The organism is Mycetocola spongiae, from assembly GCF_020424085.1.
Lineage (GTDB): Bacteria > Actinomycetota > Actinomycetes > Actinomycetales > Microbacteriaceae > Mycetocola > Mycetocola spongiae.
Map to the genome: position 1 here is coordinate 1949120 of NZ_CP080203.1, position 24690 is coordinate 1973809.

The window sequence follows — 24690 nt, forward strand, 5'->3', positions numbered from 1 at the left end:
ACTATTAGTGTATACGTATATTCGTTAGACTGGGAGAAATCATCACGGGAGGACCGCATGAGCAACGAAGAAGCAGACCTGCTCACCCTGGAAAACCAGGTGTGTTTTGCCCTCGCCGTGGCCTCGCGCAGCGTCCTCGCCCTCTACCGCCCCATCCTCGAACCGCTTGGGCTCACCCATCCGCAGTATCTGGTCATGCTGGCGCTCTGGGAGACCAGCCCACGCTCGGTAAAGGAGCTGGGCAGCGCGCTCGCGCTGGAGCCCCCCACCCTCTCGCCGCTCCTGAAGCGTCTGGAATCCGCCGGCCTGATCACCCGCACCCGCAGCGCCCGCGATGAGCGGGTCCTGGATATCGAGCTCACCGAGGCCGGCCGCGAACTGCGCGCGAGCGCCGAGAGAATCCCCCCGCGCATCATCGCCGAGCTGGGCATGAGCCTGCCCGAGCTGACCCATCTGCGCGAGACCCTGCACGATGTAATCCGCGCCGCCGATCCGGCCAGCCACCCCCTGAGCACGCCCGTCGGCTAAACTTCGGTACACCGAATCCCTGATCAGAGCGTAATACGCTACACTGGACAGATCGAAGGGGAGTAGCTCCCACCCTCGGAAAACCCAGGTTTTCCGAATAGGCGGTCTGTCGACATACTGGCGCAAGCCCGGCAGCCCACCCCGCCCCGCTGCAGGGCGAGCGAGACCTTCGGCCACATTATTGACCCCGTGGCCGGTCCCCTCGTTGCGATGAGTCAGGTTCCGGCCCGAGTACAGGAGCCACATCGTGACCGAAACCATCAAAACCCCCACCTCCGCCGAGGTCCGCCGCTGGCGCCGCTATCTGGCCGATGAGCGCGCCGAGGCCGCCGTGTATGGCGACCTCGCCGAACGCCGCGAGGGCGAGGAGCGCGAGATCCTGCTGGGCCTGGTCGAGGCCGAGCGCCGCCACGAACAGCACTGGGTGGATCTCCTCGGCGAGCGCGTGGGCAGGCCGCGCCCCGTGGCCTTCCGCACGCGCTTTCGCTGCTTCCTGGCCCGCCACTTCGGTCCGGTATTTGTGCTGGCCCTGATGCAGCGCACCGAGGCCCGCTCCCCCTATAGCCAGGATGCCGACGCGACCGATGCGATGGCCGCCGATGAGCGCATCCACGAGGAGGTGGTGCGTGGGCTCGCCGCGCGCAGCCGCATCCAGCTCTCAGGGTCGTTCCGCGCCGCCGTATTTGGCGCCAATGACGGCCTCGTCTCCAACCTGGCCCTGGTGCTTGGTATGGCCGCGACCGGCGTGGGCAACGGCGTGGTCCTCGCCGCGGGCGTCGCGGGCCTGCTGGCCGGGGCCCTCTCGATGGGCGCGGGAGAATACGTGTCGATGCGTTCGCAGCGGGAGCTGCTGGATGCCTCGACCCCCAACCCCGAGGCCAATACCGCGCTTCCCCACCTCGACGTTAACGCCAATGAGCTGGCGCTGGTCTATCGCGCACGCGGCATGAGCGAGGAGGAGGCCAATGAGCACGCCCTCGAGACGCTGACCGATCTGGAGTGCGCCCACGAGGAGATCCGCGAGGCCGCCGAGCGCGCCCCCGAGCCCGAGCACGAATCGCTGGGCACCGCGTGGGGCGCGGCGATCTCCAGCTTCTGTTTTTTTGCCTCGGGCGCGATCATCCCGGTGCTGCCGTATCTATTTGGGATGGGCGGCATCGGGGCCGTGCTGATGGCCGCGGGCCTGGTGGGTGCCGCGCTGCTGGGCACCGGGGCGGTTGTGGGTGTGCTGAGTGGGGCCTCCCCGCTCAAGCGCGCCCTGCGCCAGCTCGCAATCGGATTTGGGGCCGCGGGCATCACCTATGCCCTGGGTCTGCTCTTTGATACCGGCGCTCTCTAACCCCTAACGCCGGGGGCCCGGGTGCCGCGCGTCTTTTGAACGCGCGGCACCCGGGCCCCTTTGTTTACCTCCCCCCGGAGGAAATCCCTAGGCGGTGATGAGGGTGGTGGCCACGGGCGTGGGGTTCTGGAAGAGATCCAGCACGGGGCAGTGGGCATCCACGGCGGCCTTCAGCTCGGCATAGCGCTCGGCGCTCTCGGGGCCGGTGATGGTGACGTTAATGCGGATATCGGAGAAGCCGGGGCGCAGGGTCTCGTCGATGCCAAAGAGCTTGCGGACATCAAGATCGCCATCGGCCTCGGCGGTGATGCTGTTGATCACGATGCCCAGGGCCTCGGCATAGAGGCGATAGACCACAACGTGGCAACCGATCAGCGCACCGAGGGCGTATTCCACGGGGTTCGCGCCGGTGTTTTCGCCGCCGAGCCCGGCGGGCTCGTCCACGATGAACTCGTGACCGCCGGCGCGCACGCGGGTGGCCACGCCACCCTCGGCCACGCCGCTCGCGGAGGGGTGGATGGTGGCCGCGGCGGGATTCGCGGCGATGCGCTCATGCCAGGCGGCACCGGCGGTTCCGAGGCGCTCGGAGCGGGCGGCGGCCACATCGGCCGCGGAGAGGGTGGGTGCGCTGAGAGAGGTCATGCAACGACGATAGTTTTTCCGCGCCTTGCCCGCCAGCATGCGCGTCACGCAAGGTAATACGCCCCGAAAAACCCTTCCGGAAACACAGCAATCTCGCAACCGCCTGGGGTTTAAAAAACAGGTTCGGGGGATAACTTTTGGGCGGCGTAACGCGCATGACATCCGCGCCGAGCCACGAAGGGGGATCTTCACAGTGTCTCCTTCGCGCGCAAAAACGCATCCGCGCCTACGCCGGTGGCCCCCTCTGCGGGCCGCCGGAATCAACCCGAACGGAGAAACACTTGTCCACCATGCATAAACCCCCGGTAGCCGCACTGGATCTGAACCTCGAGGAGGCCCGCACCCTGGCCGTTACCGCGCAGGGGGTCCCCGGCGCCGGCGCAGACCCGCTGCAGGTTCTGCGCACCCTGGGCCTCATTCAGCTGGACGCCCTGGCCCGTGTGGATCGCGCACACAGGCTCACCGTGCTGGCGCGGCTTCCGCGCGAGGCCCGCGCGGCAGATATCGACGGCGCGCTGTGGTCGCGCGCCGAGGCGCTCTCCTTTGAAACCTATACACACGCCGCGGTGCTCATCCCGATCGAGGACTGGCCCCTCTTCCATCTCTTCCGCTCGCTGGCCACCAAGCGCCGCGATTCCCCCGCGCTCGCGACGCTGCGTAGCGTGCGTGATTTTGTGGCCGAGAGTAACCACGGCGTGACGCTGCGCCGGATCGAGGAGTCCGCAGCCAAGAGCTGCGCGGGCGATTGTATCGAGGGCAAGCGCGCGGCCGAACACCTGGTGTGGCGCGGCGATCTGGTCACCACCGATCGCCGCCTGAACCGCCGCATCTACGATATTCCCGAGCGCCGCATCCCCCGCGAGATCGCCGAGACCCGCCTCGAGTACGAGGATACGGTTGCGGGCCTGACCGATCGTGCGGTGCGCTCACTCGGGATCGCCACGCTGGGCGATGTGGCCCATTTTTATAACCTCGCGCTCCCCCACGCCCGCGCGGGCCTGGCGCTGGGTACCTCCATTCCGGTCACCGTGGACGGCTGGGACGAAACCTCCTGGGTTCCGGCGGAGGCCTGCCCGCTGCTCGCCGGGGGCTCCTGCGCGCCGGGCGATGGCCCGCTGATCTGCCCGGAGATCGCGGCCGAACCGCGGTTCATCGGCCCGTTTGACCCGCTCATCCGCGATCGCGAGCGCGCCCGCCGGCTCTTCGATTTTGACTATACATTTGAGGCCTATAAGCCCGCGGCCAAGCGCGTATACGGACATTATGTGTTGGGGGTGCTGCTGGGTTCGGAATTCCTCGGCCGGGTGGATGCCCGCCGCGAGGGAAAGAAGCTGCGGATCGCGCGCGAGTTTGTGGAACCCAATCAGTGCCCGATCATCTTCCATGAGGCGGTGGGGGACGCCCTCGAGACCCTCGCCGAGCAGATGGAGCTCACGCCCGTGCGCGGCGAGGACTAGCCGGGCAATCGGGCCCGGCGCTGTCCGGGGCATCCGCTAGCCTGGGATCGTGATCAGCACCCAGGGGCCGGGCCCGGAAATTACCGCGGAGCGGGCTCGCTCCCTCGCGCTCGAGGCGCAGTTTGCGCCGGGCGAGCGCGCGGGGGCCGCGGAGGTTTTTCACCGCCTCGGGGTGCTCCAGCTTGATCCCCTGCGCCGGGTAGACCGCGCCCATCGCCTCACCCTGCTCAGCCGCCTGCCCTCCTCCGCCGGTATCCACACGGTGGATTCCGCGCTGTGGCCGGGCCCCGCCGTCACCTTTGAGCTGCTCAACGGCGTGGCCTGCGTATATCCGCTCGCGCACTGGCCCCTCTTTGCCCCCATCCGAGCCCGCCTGGCCGCGCGCCCCAATGCCCCCGAGGCGGCGGAGGCCGCCGAGATTCTGGCGCTCGTGGCGGAGCATCCCGCGGGCGTCACGATCGGCGTGCTGGAGCACGAGGGCCGGCGCACCGCGGGCTGGGAGTGGTCGCGACGCAAATGGGTCGCGGAGTTTCTGGTGCGCACGGGCGCGCTGGTGGTCACCCACCGGATCGAGGGGCAGCGGGTCTTTGATCTGCCCGAGCGCCGCATTCCGGCGGAGCTGCTGCACGCGGAGCTCTCCCCCGAGGCCACGCTTGCGTCCCTCGGCGGGCTGGGGATCGCCTCCCTTGGCATCGCCACCGCGCGCGATCTGGCCCGCCACTACGGCCTGTCCCGGGTGGAGGCGGTGCGCGCGCTGGAGCTCTCCGCCGCGGTCCCGGTGCGGGTAGCCGGCTGGGCCGATCCGGCCTGGGTATCCCCCGCGGCCGCCGAGCGCCTCGCGGCCCCCGCCGCGGCGCTCCCGAGCCGCCTGATCGGCCCGTTTGATTCGCTGCTGCGCGACCGCGATCGCGCGCGCCGAGTTTTTAGTTTTGACTATCTTTTTGAGGCCTATAAGCCCGCCGAGACCCGCGTCTACGGACACTACGTACTGGGCGTGCTGCACGGCGGTCGTTTTGTGGGCCGCGTGGACGCCCAGCGCACCGGGGGTGAGCTGCTGCTGCGCGGCGAGTTCCCGGAGGCGGGCATTCCCGCGCGCAGCTTTGCCGCGGGCGTGGATCGCGCCTCCCGCACGCTGGCGCGCCAGCTCCGGGTGGCCCCGGCCCGCGGCCCGGCCTCCCCCGCGGCCTAGCCCGGGCACGCAAAAGGGCCCCGGAATCCGGGGCCCTTTTATCCTGTGGTGGCGGAGACGGCGGGATTTGAACCCGCGGTCCCCATTCAGGGACTCCACCTTAGCAGGGTGGTGCACTAGGCCACTATGCGACGTCTCCGTACGTTCTCCGAGGAGAGGTACGGCATAAGCATATCCGAACCGGGCCGAGGTTCCGAATCCTGGCGGGAGTTTCTTTTCTCTCGCGTGGCGGATTCGCCCGGAAAGCACGGCGCGCGGGCCCCGGGGATGCCGGGACCCGCGCGCCGACGCGGCCTAGCGCTTGGGCTTGGCGTTACCCGCGGAGCAGGTAAACTCGCCCGCGGTCTGGCCCTGCACGCTCGGCGGGAGCACCACGGCGCCGCCGTCGGTCGGGGCCAGCGTGCCGGTGCCGGCGTCCGGCGTGGCCGGAGCCTGCGTGGCCGGCGCCTGCGTGGCCGGGGCCTGCGTGGCGCTCTCGGTCGGGGCGCCCGGGGTGGCCGGGTCCTCCTTTACCGAGCCGAGCCCGGTATCGCCCGAGAGCGAGATGGGCTTATCCCCGCTGATCGCGGCGAAGAGCTCATCGGCCGGGCCCTTCAGCGGGAGCACACCACTCTGCCCACCCGAGCTGCCCAGGGCATTGGGATACTGCACAAAAACAACCTGCTCCAGCGGAATCGCCTTCAGCGCCAGCGCGATCTGCACCATCGTATTGATGTTATTCAGGTTGCTGGACAGCGTCATATTGCTCACGGCCGCCTTGGCGATCGAGAAGAGTTTGGTGGGATCGGAGAGCGTGGCGGAGTCCTTGAGCTCGCGCACCAGCGCCGAGAGGAATACCTGCTGATTGCTGATCCGGCCCAGATCGGAGCCATCGCCCACACCGTGCCGGGTGCGCAGGAACTGCAGCGCGTCCAGGCCCTGCAGGTTATGCATTCCGGGCTCCAGGAACGTGCCGGTATAGCGGTCGGAGATCTCCTGTGCCACACAGACCTCCACGCCACCCACGGCATTGGAGAGCTCAATCACGCCGTTAAACTGCACCTCGGCGGCAAAGGGGATGGAGAGGTTGGTGAGCTTTTCCACGGTGGACACCGTGCAGGCCAGGCCGCCGCGGGCCAGCGTGGAGTTGATCTTCGCGGAACGCATCGCGGGATATTTCTGCCCGTCCGGCCCCACACACTCGGGCACATCCACAAACATGTCCCGCGGGAAGCTCACGACCGAGGCGGCGCTGTGGTCCTCGGAGATATGCAGCAGCATCGTGACGTCGTTCAGCACGCCCGTTTCCTTGGTGGGGTCACCAAAGGAGGGGTCCTGGCCCTGCCGGCTATCGCTGCCCACGAGCAGTAGATTCACGCCGCCCTTGATCTCATCGATCGGCGGGACCTCGGCGGTATTGGACAGGGTCACGGAGGGCTTCGCGGTATTCACGATATCCCAGGCCGCATAGGCGGCCACACCCGCACCGCTGACCATGACCACGGCCAGGGCGGCCGCGGTGGCCTTAATGCCCGTGAGCCACGGGGAGGACTTCCGGAGGCGTCCGTGGCGGGCGCCGGGCACGGCCGCGGACTGCTGAGAGCGTTGATGAGCGGGACTCACACTGCTCCTTTCTTCGGAGAACATGGGGAACCCCCGCCCGGGTGCGATCTTCGCCGGGCCGCCGGGACGGGCCGACACGGGGTATCGCGCCCTAGGCAGAGGAGGGAAGAACAGCATGTCAGCATTTCCCGTGGATTTCCTGACAGCGGTTTTCGGGGGTGTTGCCGGTCCAGGCGGCACCGTCCCACCGCGGCGCGCATTTAAAAGGCGGGTGGGGCCGGGAAGCAATTGCTTCCCGGCCCCACCCGCCGCGCACCGTTGGTCGCTAGCGACTAGGCGTTGCTGCCCAGCTCCTCACGACGGTTGCGGCGTGCGATCAGAAGACCGGCCAGCATCAGCGCGAGCGCGAGCCCACCCAGCTGCAGGAACGTTCCACCCGTGCTGGGCAGTCCACCCGCGAGCGCGGGCAGCGGGAGGATCTGCACCGTGGCGCAGGAGCTCTCGGGGTCCGTGCCGGGGTTCTTCACCGTGGTCTTATCCCACGGTCCCACCGGGGTGGTGAGCGAGGCACAGTTGACCATCTCACCGGCGGCGGCATAGGTCACCGTGACGGAGAAGGACTTCTCGGCGCCGGGCTCCAGCGCGTCAATCGTCCAGGTCAGGACTCCGTTGGCCGCGGTGGCACCCGGGGCGGATACCAGGGTGGCACCCGCGGGCAGCGTATCGGTGACGGGCACGTTCTTCGCCTCGATCTCACCCGTATTGCGCACCAGGATGGTGTAGTTCACGGGCTCACCGAGCGAGGCCATCGGGCTCGCCACGGTCTTGGTGATCTCCAGCGAACCGGTCAGGAACGTATTGGTGATGATCACCTGTGCGGGCTCCTGCTCGGTCTCCGGGTCCAGGATCGTGACGATTCCGTCCTCGGGGCTATACGCGGTGGCCACGGCCAGTCCGGCGTCGGTCTCGGTGACCGCACACTCGGCACCCACGAGGATTCCCTCGATCGTGGCGCGGTAGTCCTGCGAGGCGCTCAGCACCACAACTCCGGAGTTCGGCAGGGCCACGGTCATGGTCTCACCATCGCGCTGCCAGGTGCAGGTCACGGCGGCCGTATAGTCGTCGTTTCCGAACTTCTCCACGCCGCTTCCGGTGCGCTCCTTGATCAGCTCCAGCGAGCCAACCTCGAAGTAGTTGGTGATGTCCACGGTCGAGGCGGCCTCGCCGATGGTGATCGCATCGGGGTTCTCGGTGTGGTTAGCCCCACCGGTCTTGACCTCGGTCACGCCACAGACGGTGCCATAGGGGAACTGCACACCCTCGGGCTCCTGCTCGGAGGTGACCAGGGTGGACTCGCCACCGGTGATCGCGAAGGAGCCATTTGCGTAGAGCTCCTGGTCACCATAGGTGCAGGTGATCGCGGCGGTGAAGGGGCCGTTACCAAAGACATCGGCTCCGCTACCGGCCACGTTCTTGAAGACCGAGAGCGTTCCGGTGGCATAAACGTTGTGCACAACCGCGGTATTGGCGGCGTCGTTCTTGGAGTCCTCGTCCAGCGGGTTCACGGTGAACGTGGCACTCACGGGAGCGGCGGTCTCGGGCTCCTCGGAACCCTCCTCCTCCGCGGCCAGCAGCCGCGGAGCATGAACGTCCACACCGTTAACAACCATGCGGGTCTCATTGGCCAGGGAGTTATCGGTCTCGGTCAGCTCACAGGAGGCGCCGGCCGGGATCCGATCAACGATCTTCTCCTCGCCGTCCAGCAGGGTGAAGTCGAGGCGATCCTCGCCGTCCCACAGCACGGGCACTCCGCTCACGGCGGCGGTGCACTGCAGCGAGAAGGAGAACGTACCGAAGTTCACGCCCTGGGCGAGCGAGTCCACCTGCTTGACGATCTTCAGGTTGCTGAAGTCATAGGTGTTCTCGAGCACGATCGGGGCCAGGTCGGTGACCTCGTTATTCACGATGATCACGTTCTGCGCACCGCCACCACGGCGGGTTTCTCCGTAGAGTCCACGCTCTCCGGCCTCGGTTACGTCACACAGGGCGCCCAGGGGCAGACCCGTGATGGTGCGTGCAAACTCGTTCTCGGTATTCAGTCCGTAGCTTCCGTTACCCGGCATGGTGAGCTTGGCAAAGGCGGGGGTACCGTCCTCGGCCAGCAGGCCACTGGGTACACGACACTGCACGGCCGCTCCGGCAAAGCCCGGGGCGTAAAGCTCCGCGGCCTCACCGACCATCTGCTTGGCGATCGCCAGCGCGCCGGTCTGGATGCGCACACCAACAACCTTGGGTGCACGGGTCAGAGACTCGTTATTCACGAAGTTCGCAAGCGCACCGGCCTGGTTCCAGGCCACCACACCGTCGACGGGGGCAACCACGGGGGCACCATCGCTAAACGCATCCGAGCGGGGCACGTTGATCGTCTGGAAGTCCACGCTTGCCGAGGCATTGGGCGCGAGGCCGCCACCGGTCATTCCGCTGAAGTCATACTTCACGCGGATCGCGGTGATGGAATCGGACTCCTCGGCCAGGTTGAACTTATCCGAGTCGATCCAGGTGCTTGCCTCACAGGTGGGGTTTGCGCGCCACGTGCTGCCCGAGTTCGGGCCGGTGCACACGCTGGTGCCCGTGGTGACCTGCCAGGTCATCTTGGCTCCGGCGAGGTTGCCGAGCAGCTGCACACCGTGCGCACCATCAAAGAGGGGGCGGAAGGTGGACTCGCGCGAGGTACCGGCCACGAGGGTACGGTCACCGGTCGCGGGCAGGACGTCCACGATGGTGGCCGAGGAGATGGCCTGGTCACCGGTATTGGCGATGCGCAGACGCCAGGCGTCCGTGCCACCCACCACGGTATTGGCGGCACACTCGGGTCCGAAGAACCCATCGGCGTCGGCAACACAATCGCGACCGGGGATCTTATTGGTCGCACCGGAGACGAGCTTATCCTCGGCGTTCTCGCGCAGCTCACCCTTGACGGTCTTATAGAGCTGGAAGAGTCCACCCGTGCTCTGCTGCACGTAGTTGGTGGTTCCACACTGGTTACCCGGCAGGTTGGGGATCTTGCCCTCGGTCGGGACCGAGGTATTGGTGCAGGAATCCAGCTGCTGCGCGGTGGTCACAACCATCTGGTTGATCGCCTTGCCATTGGGCTCCAGCCCGGGCTGCAGCGGCATGTTCATCGTGACCGTGAACTTCTCCCCCGGAGCCATCCGGTTTGCACCCTCGGGCCACGTGAAGTGGAGGGTATTGGTCTCGCGGTCCAGGCGGGTGACGACATCGGTCGAGAGGGTTCCACCCTCCGAGGTGCTGAAGGTGGGCTCCTCCTCGTCCCACTTCAGGGTCGCGGGCATGATGTCCACGAGCTCGGTGATGTTGAGGTAGCTATTGCGGCTATTGGTGAAGGTCAGCGTCCACAGGTTATCGGCGTCCACCTGAACGGTCTGCTGGGCCGGGGCCTTGCTCACGTCCAGCGAGTGGGTGCCGAGTCCCAGCGAGATCGACGCCTCGTTCTTGGCGTCCTTCGACGGGTAGATCAGCGGGTTATCGTTGCGGCTGGTCTCGGCCGTGATGACGTTATCGATGCTTCCGGCAAATACGATCTCCTCGCCGGCGAGCGTGACATCACGCAGGGCCAGGGGCAGCACGATATTGGTATTCCAGGATGCGGGCGGGGTCGTCCGCGAGAACGCCACGGCGTTGAGCTTCGTGAACGTGAAGCGGATACCGGTGACGGCGTCCAGCTCGACGCCCGCGGGCAGTGCCGCGGCGGCCGCGGCGGTTCCGTTATGCCAGGTGGCATCCTTAGCGGTTCCGGTGCGCAGGTCCACCTGCACCCGGTCGGCGCCGGCCGGCAGGGTGACCTGGGCCGGGTTAAATCCGGTCAGGCGATAGGTATTCCAGAACTCCTCGGTGCTGTCCTCCACAACAACCTTGCCCGTGGACACGGTCGAGTTATTATCGTTCGCGGCCAGGGTCAGGGTCAGCGGCGTATGACGCTGCACCTCGGTCAGGCTCGAGGGCGAGATGGTCTTGGTGGTGGCGATCTTCAGCTCACCGGAGACAACCTTTACGCTCTCGTTCTCAACACTCGTGGGGGTGTTCTCCGGGGCCAGGACGGGGTCATAGCTCTGGGAATGAACCACGTTATTGATATTGGATTTATTCACCGAGTCCGGGGTGACAACCGCGCCACTCGTGCGCTCATAGGCGCGCACCTGGGTGACCAGGGTCATTCCCAGCACATTGGATTCGGCAACCGTATCCGTCGCGAGGTTACCTGCCTTAAGCTTTCCACCATCGCGCGCGGGGTCGGTGCCCTGGAACAGGACGCTCGCACCCACCACGGTGGTGAGCTGTGCGGGGGTCAGGGCCTCGGCGGCGTTGATGCTCAGCGGGGCGCGGGTGGACAGCGTGCCATCCTCGGCGCGGTCCCACAGCAGCACCTGGGAGGCGTCGCGGTCGGCCATCTGGGAAGCGTCCGGGAACGTGATTCCGGTGAGCGTCATGCGCTCAAACGGGTTGTTCTCGTCATAGGTCGCACCGGCAAAGACGTTGGCGTTCCACTCGGTGGGACCGGTCGCGCACTTCGAGGCCACGGCGCACGGATCGGTCAGGCGCAGATAGGAGGCCGAGGATCCGGCCGTATTGGCGGCCTTCATCGTATAGGTCACGACGGGGAAATCGGCGGGCGTGGCGTCCGTGAGGTTCGGAAGCACGTTGGTCTTCTTATCGGCGACCTTGGACACCTTCACGGCGGGGGTCGAATTGGTCAGCGAGATCGTGTCCTTGTCCGTATTGGACGAGGTCTTATCTCCGCGGGTACCGGTCACCAGGACCGTGTTTTCCACGGCACCCTTATCGGCGTTGAGGGCGGTCTCCGCCTCGACCCACTTGGAGTCTCCCGAGGGTACGCGCAGGGTATTACGCAGCTCCCACAGCAGCGGGATGGTGCGCACCGAACCGCTGGTGCTGGTGGCGATACCCGAGTTCACGGGCGGGGCCATCGCGTTATCGGCGGCGGCGGTGCGGGCCGTGGTATTGGGTACCACGGTGAGGCGCATTCCGGTGGTGCTGGCGCGCTCCTCGGCGGTCAGCGTGTGACCGCTGAAGCCCGTGTTATTCATCCAGCCGGTCGCGGGGGCCGTAACGGTCACCCAGGCGCCGAGGTCGGAGTTATACAGCTCCACCGCGCTGACGGTATCCCAGTACAGGAGGGGATCGCTGTTATAGCTCACGGGCTGGACGGCGATCAGGTCAAATGCCTGGAAGACGGTGTCCTTGGGGGGTGGACTCCTTGCCGTTGGGGTCGGAGATCACGATCTTGTCAAAGCCGGTATTGGTGACACCCCAGCCGAGGCGGGTCACGGCGCGATCGCCCGACTGCGAGTTCAGATCGCCGAGCTTCTTGCCGTTATTGGCGTCATACCAGTCCTTCGAGGCGAGCGGGCGCGGACCCGTGCCGCCCGGATACTCGGTGATCTGGATCTTCGCGGGGGCCACGGCCTCCTTCACATCGCTCGTCACGGAGGACTCGGGGGTCGGCCCCTTAGCCGCGGCCTGGGCCGTGGCGTGGTTCTTATACTCGGTGGGCTGGGGCTTCGCGGCGGGAACGGCGGTCAGCTTGGTGTCATCCGAGCGCAGCTTCTCGCGCGCCTCGAAGGTGGCGTTGGGGCTCACCGTGGTGCCCTGAGCGAAGCCCGCCTCATTGGTGAAGGTATAGCGCAGGCCGGTGATGTCCACACCCGTGGGCAGATCGGCGCGGAAGAACTCGGCCTTGCCCACCGCGGTGAGCGAGTCAAGAACGATCCACTTGCCGTCTACCTTGTACTCCACCAGGAGGGTCGAGCCGGCAATCACCTGGGTCGAGGCGATCGATACGGGGTTAAAGGCGTCCCAGAAATTGGTGGCGGGGTCCTTGGGATCCCACTCATCGGTGACGACAATGCTGGTCGGGTTCACATACTTCGACTCGGTCGAGGTGGTTCCCTGCAGCTGGGCGACCACAAGTCCGCCGGGCTCAACGGCTCCGCCGGGGCGGATGTTCTTCTTCAGCGTCATGTCGATGCTGGGGAAGTAGATGTCGAGGGGCTTGGTATCCGTGGCCGTGGCGGTGCCAACGGCGTTGGTCGCGGAGGTGTTGAGGGTATTTTTCGTCTTCTCGACGGCCTTACCCTTCTCCACGTGGTCGAAGGTCGGCGCGATCACAAAATCGACCGAGGCGATGGTGTCCTGCGGGATGGAACCGGTATAGGTGATATCAAAACCGGTGATTCCGGCGGGGGCCACGGGGCTCTCCCCGGAGCCGAAGCTCACGGTCTGGGTCTCGCCGGTGGCGAGTACCCAGGTGATGGATCCGGCGGTGGCACCGGCGGGATAGGCCAGACCGGCCGCGGCGAAGCCGCCGAAGGTCAGGGTATCGCTGAAATAATCGCGGTCACTCAGCGTGATCGAGTTGACCGGGCCGTTCGACGTGTTCTTTGCGGTGATCTCGGCGGAGGCACGGCCTCCGGCGGGGATCTCCTTGGGCTCGATGGTCTTGGTCGCGGTGACGGCGACGGTGAGTGCTCCCACGGCAAAATCGGCCGTGGCGGTGGTGCTAACGGGCGGAAGCTCCGGATAGGTCGCCGTACCCTCGGCGATATTTGTGACCTTGGCACCCGAAGCCAGGCCCTGCTCCGGGCTTCCGCCACGCTTGGTGGAACGCTGCTCAACGGTCAGGGGGAAGGAACCCGCCTTGCCGCCATAAACGATCGAGTCGTCCGTTCCGAGCTGACGGATCCGAAGTCCGCCAACATCTTCATTGCTCACCGAGGCGGGAAGCGTGATTCCCGCGGCATCGGTGGGCTCGCCCGTGATCCACTCCCATTTCAGGGTGGTCTTGTTATACACATAGGCGTCCACGGCCACGCGGGTGGCCCCCTCGGCGAGGGTCACCGGGCCGAAGCCGGTGAAGTTCACGATCGAGAAGGGGTTATCGGCGCCGAGTGCGGTGGCACCCTCCACGGCCGATTTGGGGTCCTGAATATCCAGCTCGGTGGCGTTGATATTTCCGGTATTGCCCACGCCCAGCGTGATGGTGGAGGTATCGCCCGGCTTAAACTGCTGGCTCTTGGGCTCCCAGTTCTTGGTGGTGTTCACGCCGGTCTTTTTATCAACCTTCACCGTGACCGAGGCGGTATCCGTCTCGGTGGCGGCGTTATCGGCACTCACCGTGGCGGTGTTCACGATCGGGACACCGTTGGAGGCCCAGCTCGCGGGCAGATCCGCGGGGGCCCGCAGCGTCAGGGTGATGTCGATGGACTTATCCACGGGCAGACCCACATTGGTCGTGCCGGGAAGCTTATTGGTGAATACACCGTGCAGTACGGAGTTGGCTCCCACCTTTTTGCCCTCGGGAGTGAACGTGACGTTCACTCCGGGCGGGTTGGAGATACCCACAAAATCGAAGCCGGCCAGCTCGGCGGGCAGTGCGTCGGTAAAGGACGCGTTGATGCAGTCCTGCTCGTCACAGCCGATCGTCACCTTATAGGTGAACTCCCCACCCGGCTTGACGTCCACGGCCTTGGAGTTATTCACGACCTTGGCGATCGTGAGTCCCGCGTTAATGGCCTGCGGGGCCGCGAGGGCCGGGGCGGCGGTCAGCGAACCGGCCACCAGCAGGGCGCTGACGGCGGTGGCAATAACCGCGATACCGCGGGTCCACGGCGAGGTTCGGGGGGAGGGTGTAGCTGATTTATGGCGCGCCAAATAGCGGCTCTTTTTGCCGAGCATGAAAAAATCTCCGTACTGAGTTCGGGTCACAGTGTGGGAAGGGGCGCCGTCATTTTCCCTGGGTGGGTATGAGGGTAGGCATACCGGGATCATGGCAACGCGATGCAAGGATTCCCATCCAGAGCATCGTTTCTACGATGCCATCTCGGCGGGCTCCGATTGACCAAAATGGGCCTATTTCCCCCTAACTGGGGGCAGGTTTTTGCGCAGTTCTTGCGCGGAATTGCGCGGAATACCCCCGTTTGAGGGAGGTGCCCGTCAACAGAAAACGGCCGTTCTCCAGGGGGGAGAACGGCCGCAACTGATTGAGGGTCTTAGTGCACCGGATTGGCGAGGACGCCGAGCCCCGTCAGCTCAATTTCCACCACGTCGCCGGGCAGGATCGGGGTGGCCGTCTGCGGAGAGCCGGTCAGGATAATATCCCCCGGGCCCAGCTCGAGCCAGGAGCTCAGGTAGACCACCTGCTCCACGACGTTATAGGCCAGGCGTGCCGTGGTGCTCTCGACCCGGGGCTCGCCGTTCACACTCACCGCGATAGTCACATCCGCGGGGTCCAGATCGGTTTCGATCCACGGGCCGAGCGGGGTGAAGCCATCGCCATTTTTAGACTGCGTCATCTTCTCGTCCAGCGGGACCTGGTCCACGGCGGTCACGTCATTGCCGATCGTATAGCCCAGGATCAGGCCCGGGACATCCTCGGCGCGCGCATCGCGGCAGCGCGCACCGATCACCACGGCCAGCTCGCCCTCGCCCACCACAACGCCGGTGCCCGCGCGCAGGATGATCGCATCGCCCGGGCCCACCGCCGTGCGCGCCGATTTCATGAACGCCTGCGGCGGCAGCTCGCGGTCGCCCGGAGCCCCGTTATGGGCCATCCCGAGGATCACCCGGGGCTCGACCGGGGCCAGCAGCTCGCTGCCGACCACCGGCCAGCTCTCCCCCGTCTCCACCGGCGGGCGGGCAAAGATATCGGCAATGCCGTGCCAGTTTTCGCCGCGCTGGACTACCTCGCGCGGACCATCGGTGGTGGAGATTCGGGCTAAACGCATGCGGGGGATATCCGTTTTCTGTATTAGTGGGAGGAGTGGGCGCTGCGGGAGACCGTTGCGGAGGGGCGACGGGCGATGTCCTCGGCGCTATCCTGCATCGCGTCGTTGACCAGGTTCAGATCGCGGCCCCGGGTCTCCGGGGTCATAAACGTGGCCCAGAGCGAGATCGAGGCGAGGACCATCACATAGATGGCCAGCGGCCACCACGAGTCACCCGAGGCGGACAGCAGCAGCGCACCGATAAACGGTGCGATACCGCCGGCCAGCACCGCGGAGAACTCGCGGGATACGGCCACCCCAACATAGCGGTGACGGTTACCAAAGAGTTCCGGGAGCGTGGCGCACTGGGCACCCAGCATGATGTTCACACTCAGGGTATAGCTCAGCGCAAGCACGGGCACAATCAGCGCCATATTGCCGCTCGAGAGCAACCACCACGCGGGGATCGCGAGCACCAGCTGCACGATGGCACCCACCCGGTAGACGGGCATGCGGCCGTAGCGGTCACTCAGCGCGCCGGCCAGCGGGATGATGGCCACACCGATCACGGCACCCAGGGCGATCGCGAGCGGACCGGTCCAGCGCTCGGCGCCCACCACCACGGTGATATAGCTCACGGCGAGCGTCTGGTAGATGGCCGAACCACCGTTTTCCGCCATCCGCAGGCCGATTCCGCGCAGCACGCTCGGGAACGAGGTGCTGAACATCTCCTTCAGCGGGCTGTGCGTCTCCTGCTCCTGCTTCTCGAGCTTCACGAAGGTGGGGCTCTCGGCGAGGCGGAAGCGGATGAATACGGCCACCGCGATCAGCAGGATCGAGGCGAGGAACGGTACGCGCCACAGCCAGTCGTGCACGATCTGCTCGTCCACGAGGCCCAGCAGATAAAACACCACGGAGGCCAGCACGGTTCCCACCATGATGCCCACGAAGGGGAGGGCGGAGAAGAATCCGCGGCGACGCACGGGGGCGTACTCGGCCATGAGCGTGGTGGCTCCGGCCTGCTCGGCGCCCGCGCCGAGGCCCTGCAGGATGCGCAGGAACACGAGGAGGATGGGGGCCCAGATGCCGATCTGCTCGCCGGTGGGCAGCACGCCGATCAGCGTGCTCGCGCCACCCATCAGGGCGATCGTGGCCATCAGGACCCACTTGCGGCCGAGCTTATCGCCGAGCAGACCAAAGACGATTCCGCCGAAGGGGCGGGCGAAGAAGCCCACCGCATAGGTGGCAAATCCGGCGGCCACGGCCGCCCCGGCACCCAGCGCGGGGAAAAAGAGCTGACCGAAGATCAGCGCCGAGGCGAGCCCGTAGAGGGCGAAGTCATAATATTCCAGCGCGCTGCCGACGCTGGAGGCGAGAGTCGCACGGCGCAGGTTTGCCGCGTACTCCGGATCATTGGAGCCCCGCTCGGGGTGCTCGGTTGTGCTCTGACTCACTGGGTTGTACCTTTCGGAATCTGGTCCCGCGGTCATCGCGATTTTTGTCGTCGTTGACCTGAGGATCGACCTCACCGGGCATCCTTGCCCGTTCCGTCAGCGTACCAACATGCTGAACGAAGTACAACCTGCTGAACTGAATGTCGCTATGCGCCGACCAGGAGTGGGTTCGACAGGGCATCCGCCGCGGTCTTTAACTGCGCGATCACGCGGGTGCGATGCTTCTCGGTGGCCACCGGCAGCATCATCGACACACCGAGGGCCAGCGGCTGATCGCCGATATTACGCGGCGGGATCACCACGGCCGCGCCGATCACGCTCGGGAACATCTCCCCCTCGTCCACGCTATGGCCCCGCTCCCGGGTGGCCCGCACCTTTTCCAGGAGCCCGTCCAGGGACGTGACCGAGGCCTCCGTGACGCGCGGGCGCGTGGCCGGATCGGCAAAACGACGCCGGATCTCCTCGTCATCCAGCCGCGCCAGCAGCGCGTTCCCCACGGCCGTGAGCGACGCGGGGAAACGATCCCCGATGCCCGCGGTCAGGCGCAGCGGGGCGCGCCCCTCGTGCCGGGCCAGATAGAGCACATCGGTGCCATCGAGCATCGCGATCTGCACAAGCTCCCCGCTCAGCTCCGCCGATTCCGAGCACACACGATAAAACTCGCGCACCTGATCAAAGCTGGCCAGATAGGCGCCACCCAGCTCCACGGTGCGTCGCCCGAGGCGATAGCCCTGCTCGCCGCGCTGGATGAGCCCACCCTCCTCCAGCGCGACACACAGATTGGAGGTGGAGGACTTTGCGATTCCGAGCGTGCGCGCCAATTCGCTCAACCCGATCTCCGCCCCGCGGGCCTCGGCCAGCAGATTCAGGATCGCGATGGAGCGGGTGACCGCCGGTGCATTGCTGCGCTCGGCGCCGGATTCGTTGCCCATGACGGACCTCCTAGTAGAACTGAACGGTGTTCACGATATTGCGCATCCGCTCGCCATCCAGGAAGGCGGTGGCGTTTCGCGCAAAGAGCTCCGCGATGCGCCGCTCCTCGGCGGAGTTTAGTGCGGCGGTATGCGGGCTCACCAAAACATTGGGCATGTCCCACAGCACGCTCTCGGGCGAGAGCGGCTCGGCGGCAAAAACGTCCAGGGCGGCAAAGCCCACGCGCCCATCGGTCAGGGCGGCGGCGAGCGCCTCCTCGTCGATCACGGTGCCGCGGCCCACGTTGACCACGGTCACGCCGGGCTTCACCTCGGCCAGCAGCTCGGCCCCGAGCATCTTCTCGGTCTCGGCGGTGCCGGGCAGGGTGACCACGATGGCATCCACGCGCCCGATCACGGAGGAAATATTATCGGGGTGGATCAGCTCATCCACACCCTCCACCTCCACGGCGCGGCGGCTCGTGCCGATCACGCGGGCACCCAGCGCGGAGAGCTTGCGGGCCACCTCGGCGCCGATGCCGCCGAGGCCGATCACCAGAATCTCCTGCTCGGAGACCTGGCCCATCTCCCAGCGGTCGCTCCAGCGGTGCTCGGCCTGCTGCGCGTTCAGGCGCGGCAGGGTCTTTGCGCCGGCAAATACGCCAAATACCGCGAACTCCGCGAGCGGCCCGCCGTGCACGCCGGCCGAGGTGGTGAATGCCACGCGGTCCAGCTCGGCATCGGAGAGCCCGGCGGCCTTAACCTGGCCGCCGCCACCGGCCGCCATGATCTGGACCCAGGCGAGCCCGGGGTTGGCGGAGACGGTGCGCGCGAGCGCCGCGGGGTCCACATCGGGAATGCCGTAGAGCACCTCGGCGGAATCCAGCAGTGCCTCGAAGCGCGCCTGCTGCTCGGGGGTGCGTGAGAATGCGGGATCCCCGGCAAAATCGGCGGCAAAACGCATCGGGGGAAGCAGGTCGGGCTCGCGGATCAGCTCGATGCGGGGCTCGGCCTCCACGATCATCGCGGCGAGGTCCTCGGGGAGGGGGGTCGCAATAACCACCCTTAGCGTTTTCTGGTCCTGGGTCACGTCATTGTCCTTTCGGGGCACGGAAACGGTGACACCATCCTAGCGGTCCATACAGCGGGTTGAACAATGTTCGCTATAGTGGCCCCATGACTCGCCAGTGCTGGCCCGCAGAGGCCGTATCCTCCGTCGGAGTTGTGGGGGTGGGCTCAATGGGTGCCCCCATGACGCTGAACCTTCTTGCCCACCGCCCCGAGGGCGTCCCGGTCACGGTGCACGCCCGCTCCCCCGAACGGCTGGCCCCGCTGGTTACCGCGGGGGCCCGGGCCGCCGGATCGCTGCGCGAACTCGCATCCGCGAGCGAGGCCATCATCCTGATGCTGCCCGATCTTCCGCAGATCACCGAGGTTCTCGCGGGCCCCGAGGGCCTGCTCGCCGGGATCGAACGGCCCACGGTGCTCGTGGTGTCCTCCTCGGTCTCACCCGATGGGGTGCGCGCGCTGGCCGAACGGCTCGACGCCGATACCGCGGGGCTGCTGCGCGTTGTGGATGCCCCCGTCTCCGGCGGCACCGAGGGCGCCGAGGCCGGAACCCTCTCGATCATGGTGGGCGGCGATGCCCCGACCGTGGCCCGGGTGACCCCGGTGCTGGCCACGATGGGCACCCCCGTGCACCTCGGGCCGCTCGGCTCGGGACAGGTGGCCAAGGCCTGCAACCAGATGATCGTGGCGGCCACGATGACCGCGATCTCCGAGGCGGCCGTGATCGCCGAGCGCTCGGGCATCGACCTCGCGGTGCTGCTGCCGCTGCTGCAGGCCGGCTATGCCGGATCGCGCGTGCTGGAAACCAAGCAGGACCGGCTGATCCGGCGCGATTACACCCCCACCGGGGTGGCCGCGTTTATGGTGAAGGACCTCACCGCCGCGGCCGCGGAGGCAGCGCGCACCGCCACCCGCACGCCGCAGCTGGACACCGTGCGCACGGTATTTGACGATCTGGTCGCCGCCGGGCTCGGCCCCGAGGATCTTGCGGTGGTGCACCGCTTCGTGCGCGAGCACTAAGAAAAAGGGCCCCGGGATATCCCGGGGCCCAATTATCGTTATTCGAAGCTCAGCAGCACCTTGCCGCTGGTCGCGGAATCCAGCGCCACGGCAAAGGCCTCGGCCGCCCGCTCCACCCCAAACTCGTGGGTGACCACGGGGCCCACCTCAAGCGAACCATCGGCGAGGGCGGCAATCACCTCGTCGATCTCGTCGTTAAAGCGGAACGAGCCGATCAGCGTGAGCTCGCGGGTGATCGCCAGGCTGATCAGCGCGGGCTGCTCCCCCGAGGGCAGCAGGCCCACCATGACCACGGTTCCGCCGCGGGTGGCGCCGCGCACGGCCGAGGCCAGCCCGCGATAATTACCCGAGGATTCGATCACGATATCGGCCTGGACCGCGGCGATGGCGTCGGTATCGGTGGCCTTCAGCGTGTGCTCGGCCCCGAGCGCACGCGCGATTTCCAGCGGCTTCTCGTGCATGTCCACGGCGGTGATCGAGCTCACGCCCGCGCGCTTCAGCACGGCGATCGCGAGCGCCCCGATCGGGCCGGTACCGATCACCAGGGCGGTTTTTCCGGCCACGTCCCCGGCGCGGGAGACCGCATGCCAGGCCACCGCGGCGGGCTCGGCGAGGGCGGCCTCGCGCAGCGAGAGCCCGGCGGGAAGCGCGCGCAGCATTGCCGCGGGCAGGGCCACGCGGCGGGCAAAGGCCCCCTCGGTATGCGGGTGGCGCGCGGCGCTGCCCAGATAGGTCGAGGCGGGGGCGAGGTTGGGGCGCTCCTCGGGATAGCGCACGCCCGGCACGGGGTGCGGGGTATTCGGGTGCACGGCCACGCGGGTGCCCGCGGCCGGTCCCGTGCCATCGGCCGCCGCGATCGCGACGGTTCCCACAACCTCGTGCCCAAGCACCAGCGGGTCGATCAGCACGGATTCGCCCGCGGCGCCGTGGGTCCAATAGTGCAGATCGGATCCGCAGATTCCGCCATAGGCGATGTTGATAACGGCCTCGTTCACGGCGGGCGTGGGCTCGGCGATCTCCTCGACGCGCAGGTCATCCTTGGCGTGGGCGATGACGGCGATATTTACTGTGCTCATAATTTTCCTCGCTCGGATCAGAAACTAAACAACCACGGTCATGCCGCCATCAATGAAGATGACCTGACCGTTGACAAAATTGGAACCGGCCGAGGCCAGCCATACGGCGGGACCGGCGAGGTCCTCGGTGCTGCCCCAGCGCGCGGCCGGCGTGCGGCCGAGGATCCAGGAGTTAAAGGCCTCATCGTCCACGAGCTTCTGGGTCATCTCGGTGTGGATATAGCCCGGGGCGAGCGCGTTGATCTGGATATTATGCCCGGCCCACTCGGCGGTCATCGCGCGGGTGAGGTTGCGGATTCCGCCCTTGCTCGCGGTATAGGCGGAGATGGTGGGGCGGGCCAGGTCGGTCTGCACCGAGGCGATATTGATGATCTTGCCGGAGCCGCGCGTGATCATCCCGCGGGCCACCTCGCGGCCCACCAGGAAGGCGCTGGTGAGGTTGGTGCGCAGCACGCGATCCCAGTCCTCCACGGCGAGCTCCACGAGCGGCACGCGGTGCTGCACGCCGGCGTTATTCACCAGGACCTCGATCGGCCCCATCGTGGATTCGATCGTCTTGATTCCGGCGGCCACGGCGGCCTCATCGGTGATATCGAAGGCGATGTGGTGGATGCGTTCGGCACCAAACTCGGCGGTGAACTCCGCGGCCGTCTCGGCCAGGCGCTCGGGATCGCGGCCGTGCAGGACGAGGCTGGCCCCGGCCTCGGCGAGCCCGCGGGCGATCGTGCGGCCGATGCCGCGGCTGGAGCCGGTCACCAGCGCGAGGCGCCCGGTGAGATCAAAGAGGTTCTGCGTCATTGGATGGCCTTTCTCGGCGGTGTGCCCCGGCCGCAGTAAATACGTCCGATTTATTTCAGAATAGCAGGACCTCGGCGCGGGCGCGCCCCGGGGCGCGGGCGTGGATGCGCTCCCCCGGGTGGAAGAGCCCGGGGCGACCGGTAAAACGCGCCCCAAAAAGAAAGGCCCCCGGAACACATGCATCGATGTGTACCGGGGGCAGGGGCAGAGGGTGTGGGATTCGAACCCACGAGACATTGCTGCCCACTGGTTTTCAAGACCAGCTCCATCGGCCGCTCGGACAACCCTCCGTGAATATCCGCGTGGCGGATACTCGGGTTAAGTCTAGCGGACGCGGCCGGGCGGGTGTGGCCGCGGGCTAGCGGGTGATCTTCCGGCCGGCGCGCTTCAGATCACGCTTGGCCTCGCGCACCGCCTTTTTTACCTCCGGGCTATTCCAGGCCTTCTTAGCTCCCTCGGCAAGCTCCTCATAGGGGGCGCGACCGGCACGGGAGCCAAGCACATAACCGGCCACTCCGGCGAGGCCAATGATCAGGATGGTTTTGAGTTTCATGTCGTTCCTTTCGAGAGGCCCGCGGGCGGGTTAGTGCGCCCGACGGGGGTGGCTTACCCGCGTGCGCAGGCCGCCGGTTATTTCTATGACGATCGGGATCTGCTCGCCAAGCGCGCTATCCCACGCGTCAATCCGGTGTTCCAGGAGTCTAACCAGCGCGGCCGGAGATGTCCCCCGTCGTGCCGAGATTGAGACCTTAATCGCGGTTTCGCCGCCGCGCTCAAAGCCGCCCACCTGCATGGCCACCACACCCGGCACCCCGGACATCGATTCCCTGAGGAGATCCTCGGCCACGCCCACCCCCAGCTCGATCGAACCGGGCGTTCCACCCGGTTCGCGCCGCAAGAGGCGACCGGTGCGGCCGCGGCCCTCGCGCGAGATCACCAGCACGGCAATCGCGATGAGGAGCACACTCGCGGCAATAACCGCGGCCCACATCCAGGAGTGCTGTGTCCCCATGATCGGTGTGGCTGCCCAGAGCCCGATGGTGGCCTCGTGCGCGGCACCGGCGCCCGCGGCCCAGGCCTCGGCCAGCGCCGGAACGGTGGCCACGAGGATCGCGCCCACCCCGCCGATCAGCAGCACCAGGCCGGAAAAAAAGAGAATCAGGCGGTTCAATGCCCGCGGTGTGCGATTCATGTTCCCACCGTTCCTCGGGGTGCCACGTGGACGCGCACGCCCAGCGTGGGGTTCAGATCGTATTCGGCCACGGCATCCGCGACGGCTCGGGTCAAGGCCGGGGTGTCCACGGGAACCCCCGTGGTCGGTATGACCCGCAAAAAAACGTCCCGGCGCCCCACACTGGCCCGCACCTGTCCCGGCGGCAGATGAGCCTCGCGCGCTGCCACCTCGGCGAGCGCGGAGGCCAGGACGCCGTCGTCCACGATCACGGCGGCCCGCCGCGAGTTTCGGCTGCGCCGTCCGCGGCGGCCCGGCCCCAGGGCCAGGGCCAGGAGCCATAGGCCAAGCAGCGCGGCGAGCGCACCGCCGGCAATCAGCGCGGTGGCCGGATTTTTGGGGGTCTCCACGATCGCTTCGGCGAGTGCGGAGGGTTCGATCAGCAGGGCCGGGGAGCCCAGCAGCCGCAGGACCGTCTCCACGGCGATCCAGGCCACCAGCAGGATCGCCACGATCAGGACAAGAATCGCGGCCGTGCTACGCGGGGAGTGCAGTTCGCGGCGCAGCGTGTGGCGATAATACGAGGTACTCATTGCACCCTCCCCGGTTCTCGAATCTCGGCGGCGTTAAAGCTCAGGTCCACGCGGCCCACGCGGCGTGCGGCCAGCGCGGCCACGCGTTCGGCGATCTCCTCGCGCGCGCTCTCGGCGCGCTCCAGCAGGGTGACCGGCGGCGTCCTCGCGGAGGCCCGCAGCGATCCGGTGCGTAGCGGGGCGGTGACGCTCAGGGCCAGGGCGCCGTTGATATCGCCGATCTCCGTCCGGACCCGTCCGGCGGGAACCCCCAGCACCGAGGCGGCCACTCCCGTCGCCACCGCGCCCAGGGCGCGGGCGGTGATATGTGTTCTCCCGGGGATCGGGGCGGTATCGGTCATGATGACTTTCGCCCCCGCAGGACGTCGGCGAGGCCGGCGAGCGAGAGCTTCCCCTCGAGTACCCGCCCCACGCCGGCGCCGAGCGTGATGGCCACCGCGACGAAGAGGAACGCCCAAAAACCAAAGGCAATCCAGGTGAGGGCGAGCACCGCCCCGACGGCCATCCCGATCAGCGTGTGGTTCACCGGACGCGCGCTTCCGCGGGCTCGGCGGGCTCGGCCTGGTCGTCATCGCTCGGGATGTGGACATCGGAGACGGTGACGTTGACCTCGGCCACGCTCATGCCCACCAGGTCGGTGATGGCCTTCGCGGCGGCATGACGCACCTCATCGGCGATCTTTTGCAGCGGCACGGGATAGGCAGCGACGAGGGAGACGTCCACGGCCACCTCGGTCTCGCCCACCTCTACCGAGACACCCTGGGAGAGGTCCGTATTGCCCACCGCATCGCGCACGGCACCGATCACGCGGGCCACTCCGCCGCCGAGGCCATAAACGCCGTTAACCTCGCGCACGGCAATTCCCACAACCTTGGCGATCACGCCGTCCTCGATCACGGTATTTCCGGTGACGGGGCCGGCGGTCGCGGCGGCGAGGGTGGCGGGAGTGATGGGGTTCTGTGCGTTTGCCATAATCAATGCTCCTTTATCGCGGTTGCCGAGATTACAACTGTTGTCATAATCGAACTTGCAACCTATCGTTATCCATAGGACGAGTCGAAGACCAGATTCGTCACAAAATCGAGAAAAGATTTTTGGGGA

The 24690-nt window shown here is 66.8% G+C and carries 21 protein-coding genes and 2 tRNA genes; 5 read left to right on the plus strand and 18 right to left on the minus strand.

The window, feature by feature from the left end; all coding sequences use genetic code 11:
- The first annotated feature begins 57 nt into the window (after positions 1-57).
- Together KXZ72_RS08845 and KXZ72_RS08850 are read left to right on the plus strand one after the other, a co-directional pair.
- Complete coding sequence (locus tag KXZ72_RS08845) at positions 58-528, plus strand: MarR family winged helix-turn-helix transcriptional regulator (protein WP_226080324.1); 471 nt, start codon at positions 58-60, stop codon at positions 526-528.
- Between the two features lie 247 nt (positions 529-775).
- Positions 776-1867, plus strand: coding sequence for a VIT1/CCC1 transporter family protein (locus KXZ72_RS08850; RefSeq protein WP_226080326.1), 1092 nt, complete (start codon positions 776-778; stop codon positions 1865-1867).
- A gap of 87 nt (positions 1868-1954) precedes the next feature.
- Here KXZ72_RS08850 and KXZ72_RS08855 read toward each other — a convergent pair whose 3' ends face one another.
- Entirely contained in the window at positions 1955-2509 is a 555-nt protein-coding gene (locus tag KXZ72_RS08855; protein ID WP_226080328.1) for an OsmC family protein, read from the minus strand.
- 290 nt (positions 2510-2799) lie between these two features.
- Between KXZ72_RS08855 and KXZ72_RS08860 the strand changes: the two genes are divergently transcribed.
- Together KXZ72_RS08860 and KXZ72_RS08865 are read left to right on the plus strand one after the other, a co-directional pair.
- Positions 2800-3966, plus strand: coding sequence for a DNA glycosylase AlkZ-like family protein (locus KXZ72_RS08860; RefSeq protein ID WP_226080330.1), 1167 nt, complete (start codon positions 2800-2802; stop codon positions 3964-3966).
- Between the two features lie 49 nt (positions 3967-4015).
- Positions 4016-5155: a DNA glycosylase AlkZ-like family protein gene (locus tag KXZ72_RS08865; protein ID WP_226080332.1), complete on the plus strand. Its 1140-nt coding sequence runs from the start codon at positions 4016-4018 to the stop codon at positions 5153-5155.
- Positions 5156-5204: 49 nt separating this feature from the next.
- Here the strand turns inward: KXZ72_RS08865 and KXZ72_RS08870 are convergent.
- The 8 genes from KXZ72_RS08870 to KXZ72_RS08905 all read right to left on the minus strand — a co-directional run bounded on the left by KXZ72_RS08870 (position 5205) and on the right by KXZ72_RS08905 (position 18926).
- Positions 5205-5294 (minus strand) — tRNA-Ser (locus KXZ72_RS08870).
- 155 nt (positions 5295-5449) lie between these two features.
- The gene (locus KXZ72_RS08875; protein ID WP_226080333.1) at positions 5450-6757 is read right to left on the minus strand and encodes an LCP family protein; all 1308 of its coding nucleotides are present in this window, start codon (positions 6755-6757) and stop codon (positions 5450-5452) included.
- 272 nt (positions 6758-7029) lie between these two features.
- Positions 7030-11934: a DUF5979 domain-containing protein gene (locus tag KXZ72_RS08880; RefSeq protein ID WP_226080334.1), complete on the minus strand. Its 4905-nt coding sequence runs from the start codon at positions 11932-11934 to the stop codon at positions 7030-7032.
- Positions 11935-11953: 19 nt separating this feature from the next.
- Complete coding sequence (locus KXZ72_RS08885; protein WP_226080335.1) at positions 11954-14470, minus strand: COG1361 family protein; 2517 nt, start codon at positions 14468-14470, stop codon at positions 11954-11956.
- 314 nt (positions 14471-14784) lie between these two features.
- Positions 14785-15519 (minus strand): fumarylacetoacetate hydrolase family protein, encoded by a 735-nt coding sequence (locus KXZ72_RS08890; RefSeq protein ID WP_226080336.1) that lies wholly within the window; start codon positions 15517-15519, stop codon positions 14785-14787.
- A gap of 23 nt (positions 15520-15542) precedes the next feature.
- Positions 15543-16952, minus strand: a complete 1410-nt coding sequence (locus tag KXZ72_RS08895; protein WP_226080337.1) for an MFS transporter — start codon at positions 16950-16952, stop codon at positions 15543-15545.
- A gap of 146 nt (positions 16953-17098) precedes the next feature.
- Positions 17099-17884: an IclR family transcriptional regulator gene (locus tag KXZ72_RS08900; RefSeq protein ID WP_226080338.1), complete on the minus strand. Its 786-nt coding sequence runs from the start codon at positions 17882-17884 to the stop codon at positions 17099-17101.
- A gap of 10 nt (positions 17885-17894) precedes the next feature.
- Positions 17895-18926, minus strand: a complete 1032-nt coding sequence (locus tag KXZ72_RS08905) for a D-2-hydroxyacid dehydrogenase (RefSeq protein WP_318999866.1) — start codon at positions 18924-18926, stop codon at positions 17895-17897.
- A gap of 176 nt (positions 18927-19102) precedes the next feature.
- Here KXZ72_RS08905 and KXZ72_RS08910 point away from each other — a divergent pair, with 176 nt between their 5' ends.
- Positions 19103-19951 (plus strand): NAD(P)-dependent oxidoreductase, encoded by an 849-nt coding sequence (locus KXZ72_RS08910; RefSeq protein ID WP_264159334.1) that lies wholly within the window; start codon positions 19103-19105, stop codon positions 19949-19951.
- A gap of 38 nt (positions 19952-19989) precedes the next feature.
- Here KXZ72_RS08910 and KXZ72_RS08915 read toward each other — a convergent pair whose 3' ends face one another.
- The 9 genes from KXZ72_RS08915 to KXZ72_RS08955 all read right to left on the minus strand — a co-directional run bounded on the left by KXZ72_RS08915 (position 19990) and on the right by KXZ72_RS08955 (position 24561).
- A complete protein-coding gene (locus KXZ72_RS08915) occupies positions 19990-21027 on the minus strand; it encodes an L-idonate 5-dehydrogenase (RefSeq protein ID WP_226080341.1) in 1038 nt (345 codons plus the stop codon).
- A 24-nt stretch (positions 21028-21051) separates the two neighbouring features.
- A complete protein-coding gene (locus tag KXZ72_RS08920; RefSeq protein WP_226080343.1) occupies positions 21052-21825 on the minus strand; it encodes an SDR family oxidoreductase in 774 nt (257 codons plus the stop codon).
- 205 nt (positions 21826-22030) lie between these two features.
- Positions 22031-22115, minus strand: a tRNA-Ser gene (locus KXZ72_RS08925).
- Positions 22116-22183: 68 nt separating this feature from the next.
- A complete protein-coding gene (locus KXZ72_RS08930; protein ID WP_226080345.1) occupies positions 22184-22378 on the minus strand; it encodes a hypothetical protein in 195 nt (64 codons plus the stop codon).
- A gap of 30 nt (positions 22379-22408) precedes the next feature.
- A complete protein-coding gene (locus KXZ72_RS08935; protein ID WP_226080349.1) occupies positions 22409-23017 on the minus strand; it encodes a hypothetical protein in 609 nt (202 codons plus the stop codon).
- Positions 23014-23589 carry a hypothetical protein gene (locus tag KXZ72_RS08940; RefSeq protein ID WP_226080351.1) on the minus strand — a complete coding sequence of 192 codons (576 nt, stop codon included), beginning with the start codon at positions 23587-23589 and terminating at the stop codon, positions 23014-23016. The genes KXZ72_RS08935 and KXZ72_RS08940 overlap by 4 nt, the downstream gene beginning before the upstream one ends.
- Positions 23586-23930: a hypothetical protein gene (locus tag KXZ72_RS08945; RefSeq protein WP_226080353.1), complete on the minus strand. Its 345-nt coding sequence runs from the start codon at positions 23928-23930 to the stop codon at positions 23586-23588. The genes KXZ72_RS08940 and KXZ72_RS08945 overlap by 4 nt, the downstream gene beginning before the upstream one ends.
- Entirely contained in the window at positions 23927-24115 is a 189-nt protein-coding gene (locus KXZ72_RS08950) for a DUF2273 domain-containing protein (protein WP_226080355.1), read from the minus strand. The genes KXZ72_RS08945 and KXZ72_RS08950 overlap by 4 nt, the downstream gene beginning before the upstream one ends.
- Entirely contained in the window at positions 24112-24561 is a 450-nt protein-coding gene (locus tag KXZ72_RS08955) for an Asp23/Gls24 family envelope stress response protein (protein WP_226080356.1), read from the minus strand. The genes KXZ72_RS08950 and KXZ72_RS08955 overlap by 4 nt, the downstream gene beginning before the upstream one ends.
- Between the last annotated feature and the right edge of the window lie 129 nt (positions 24562-24690).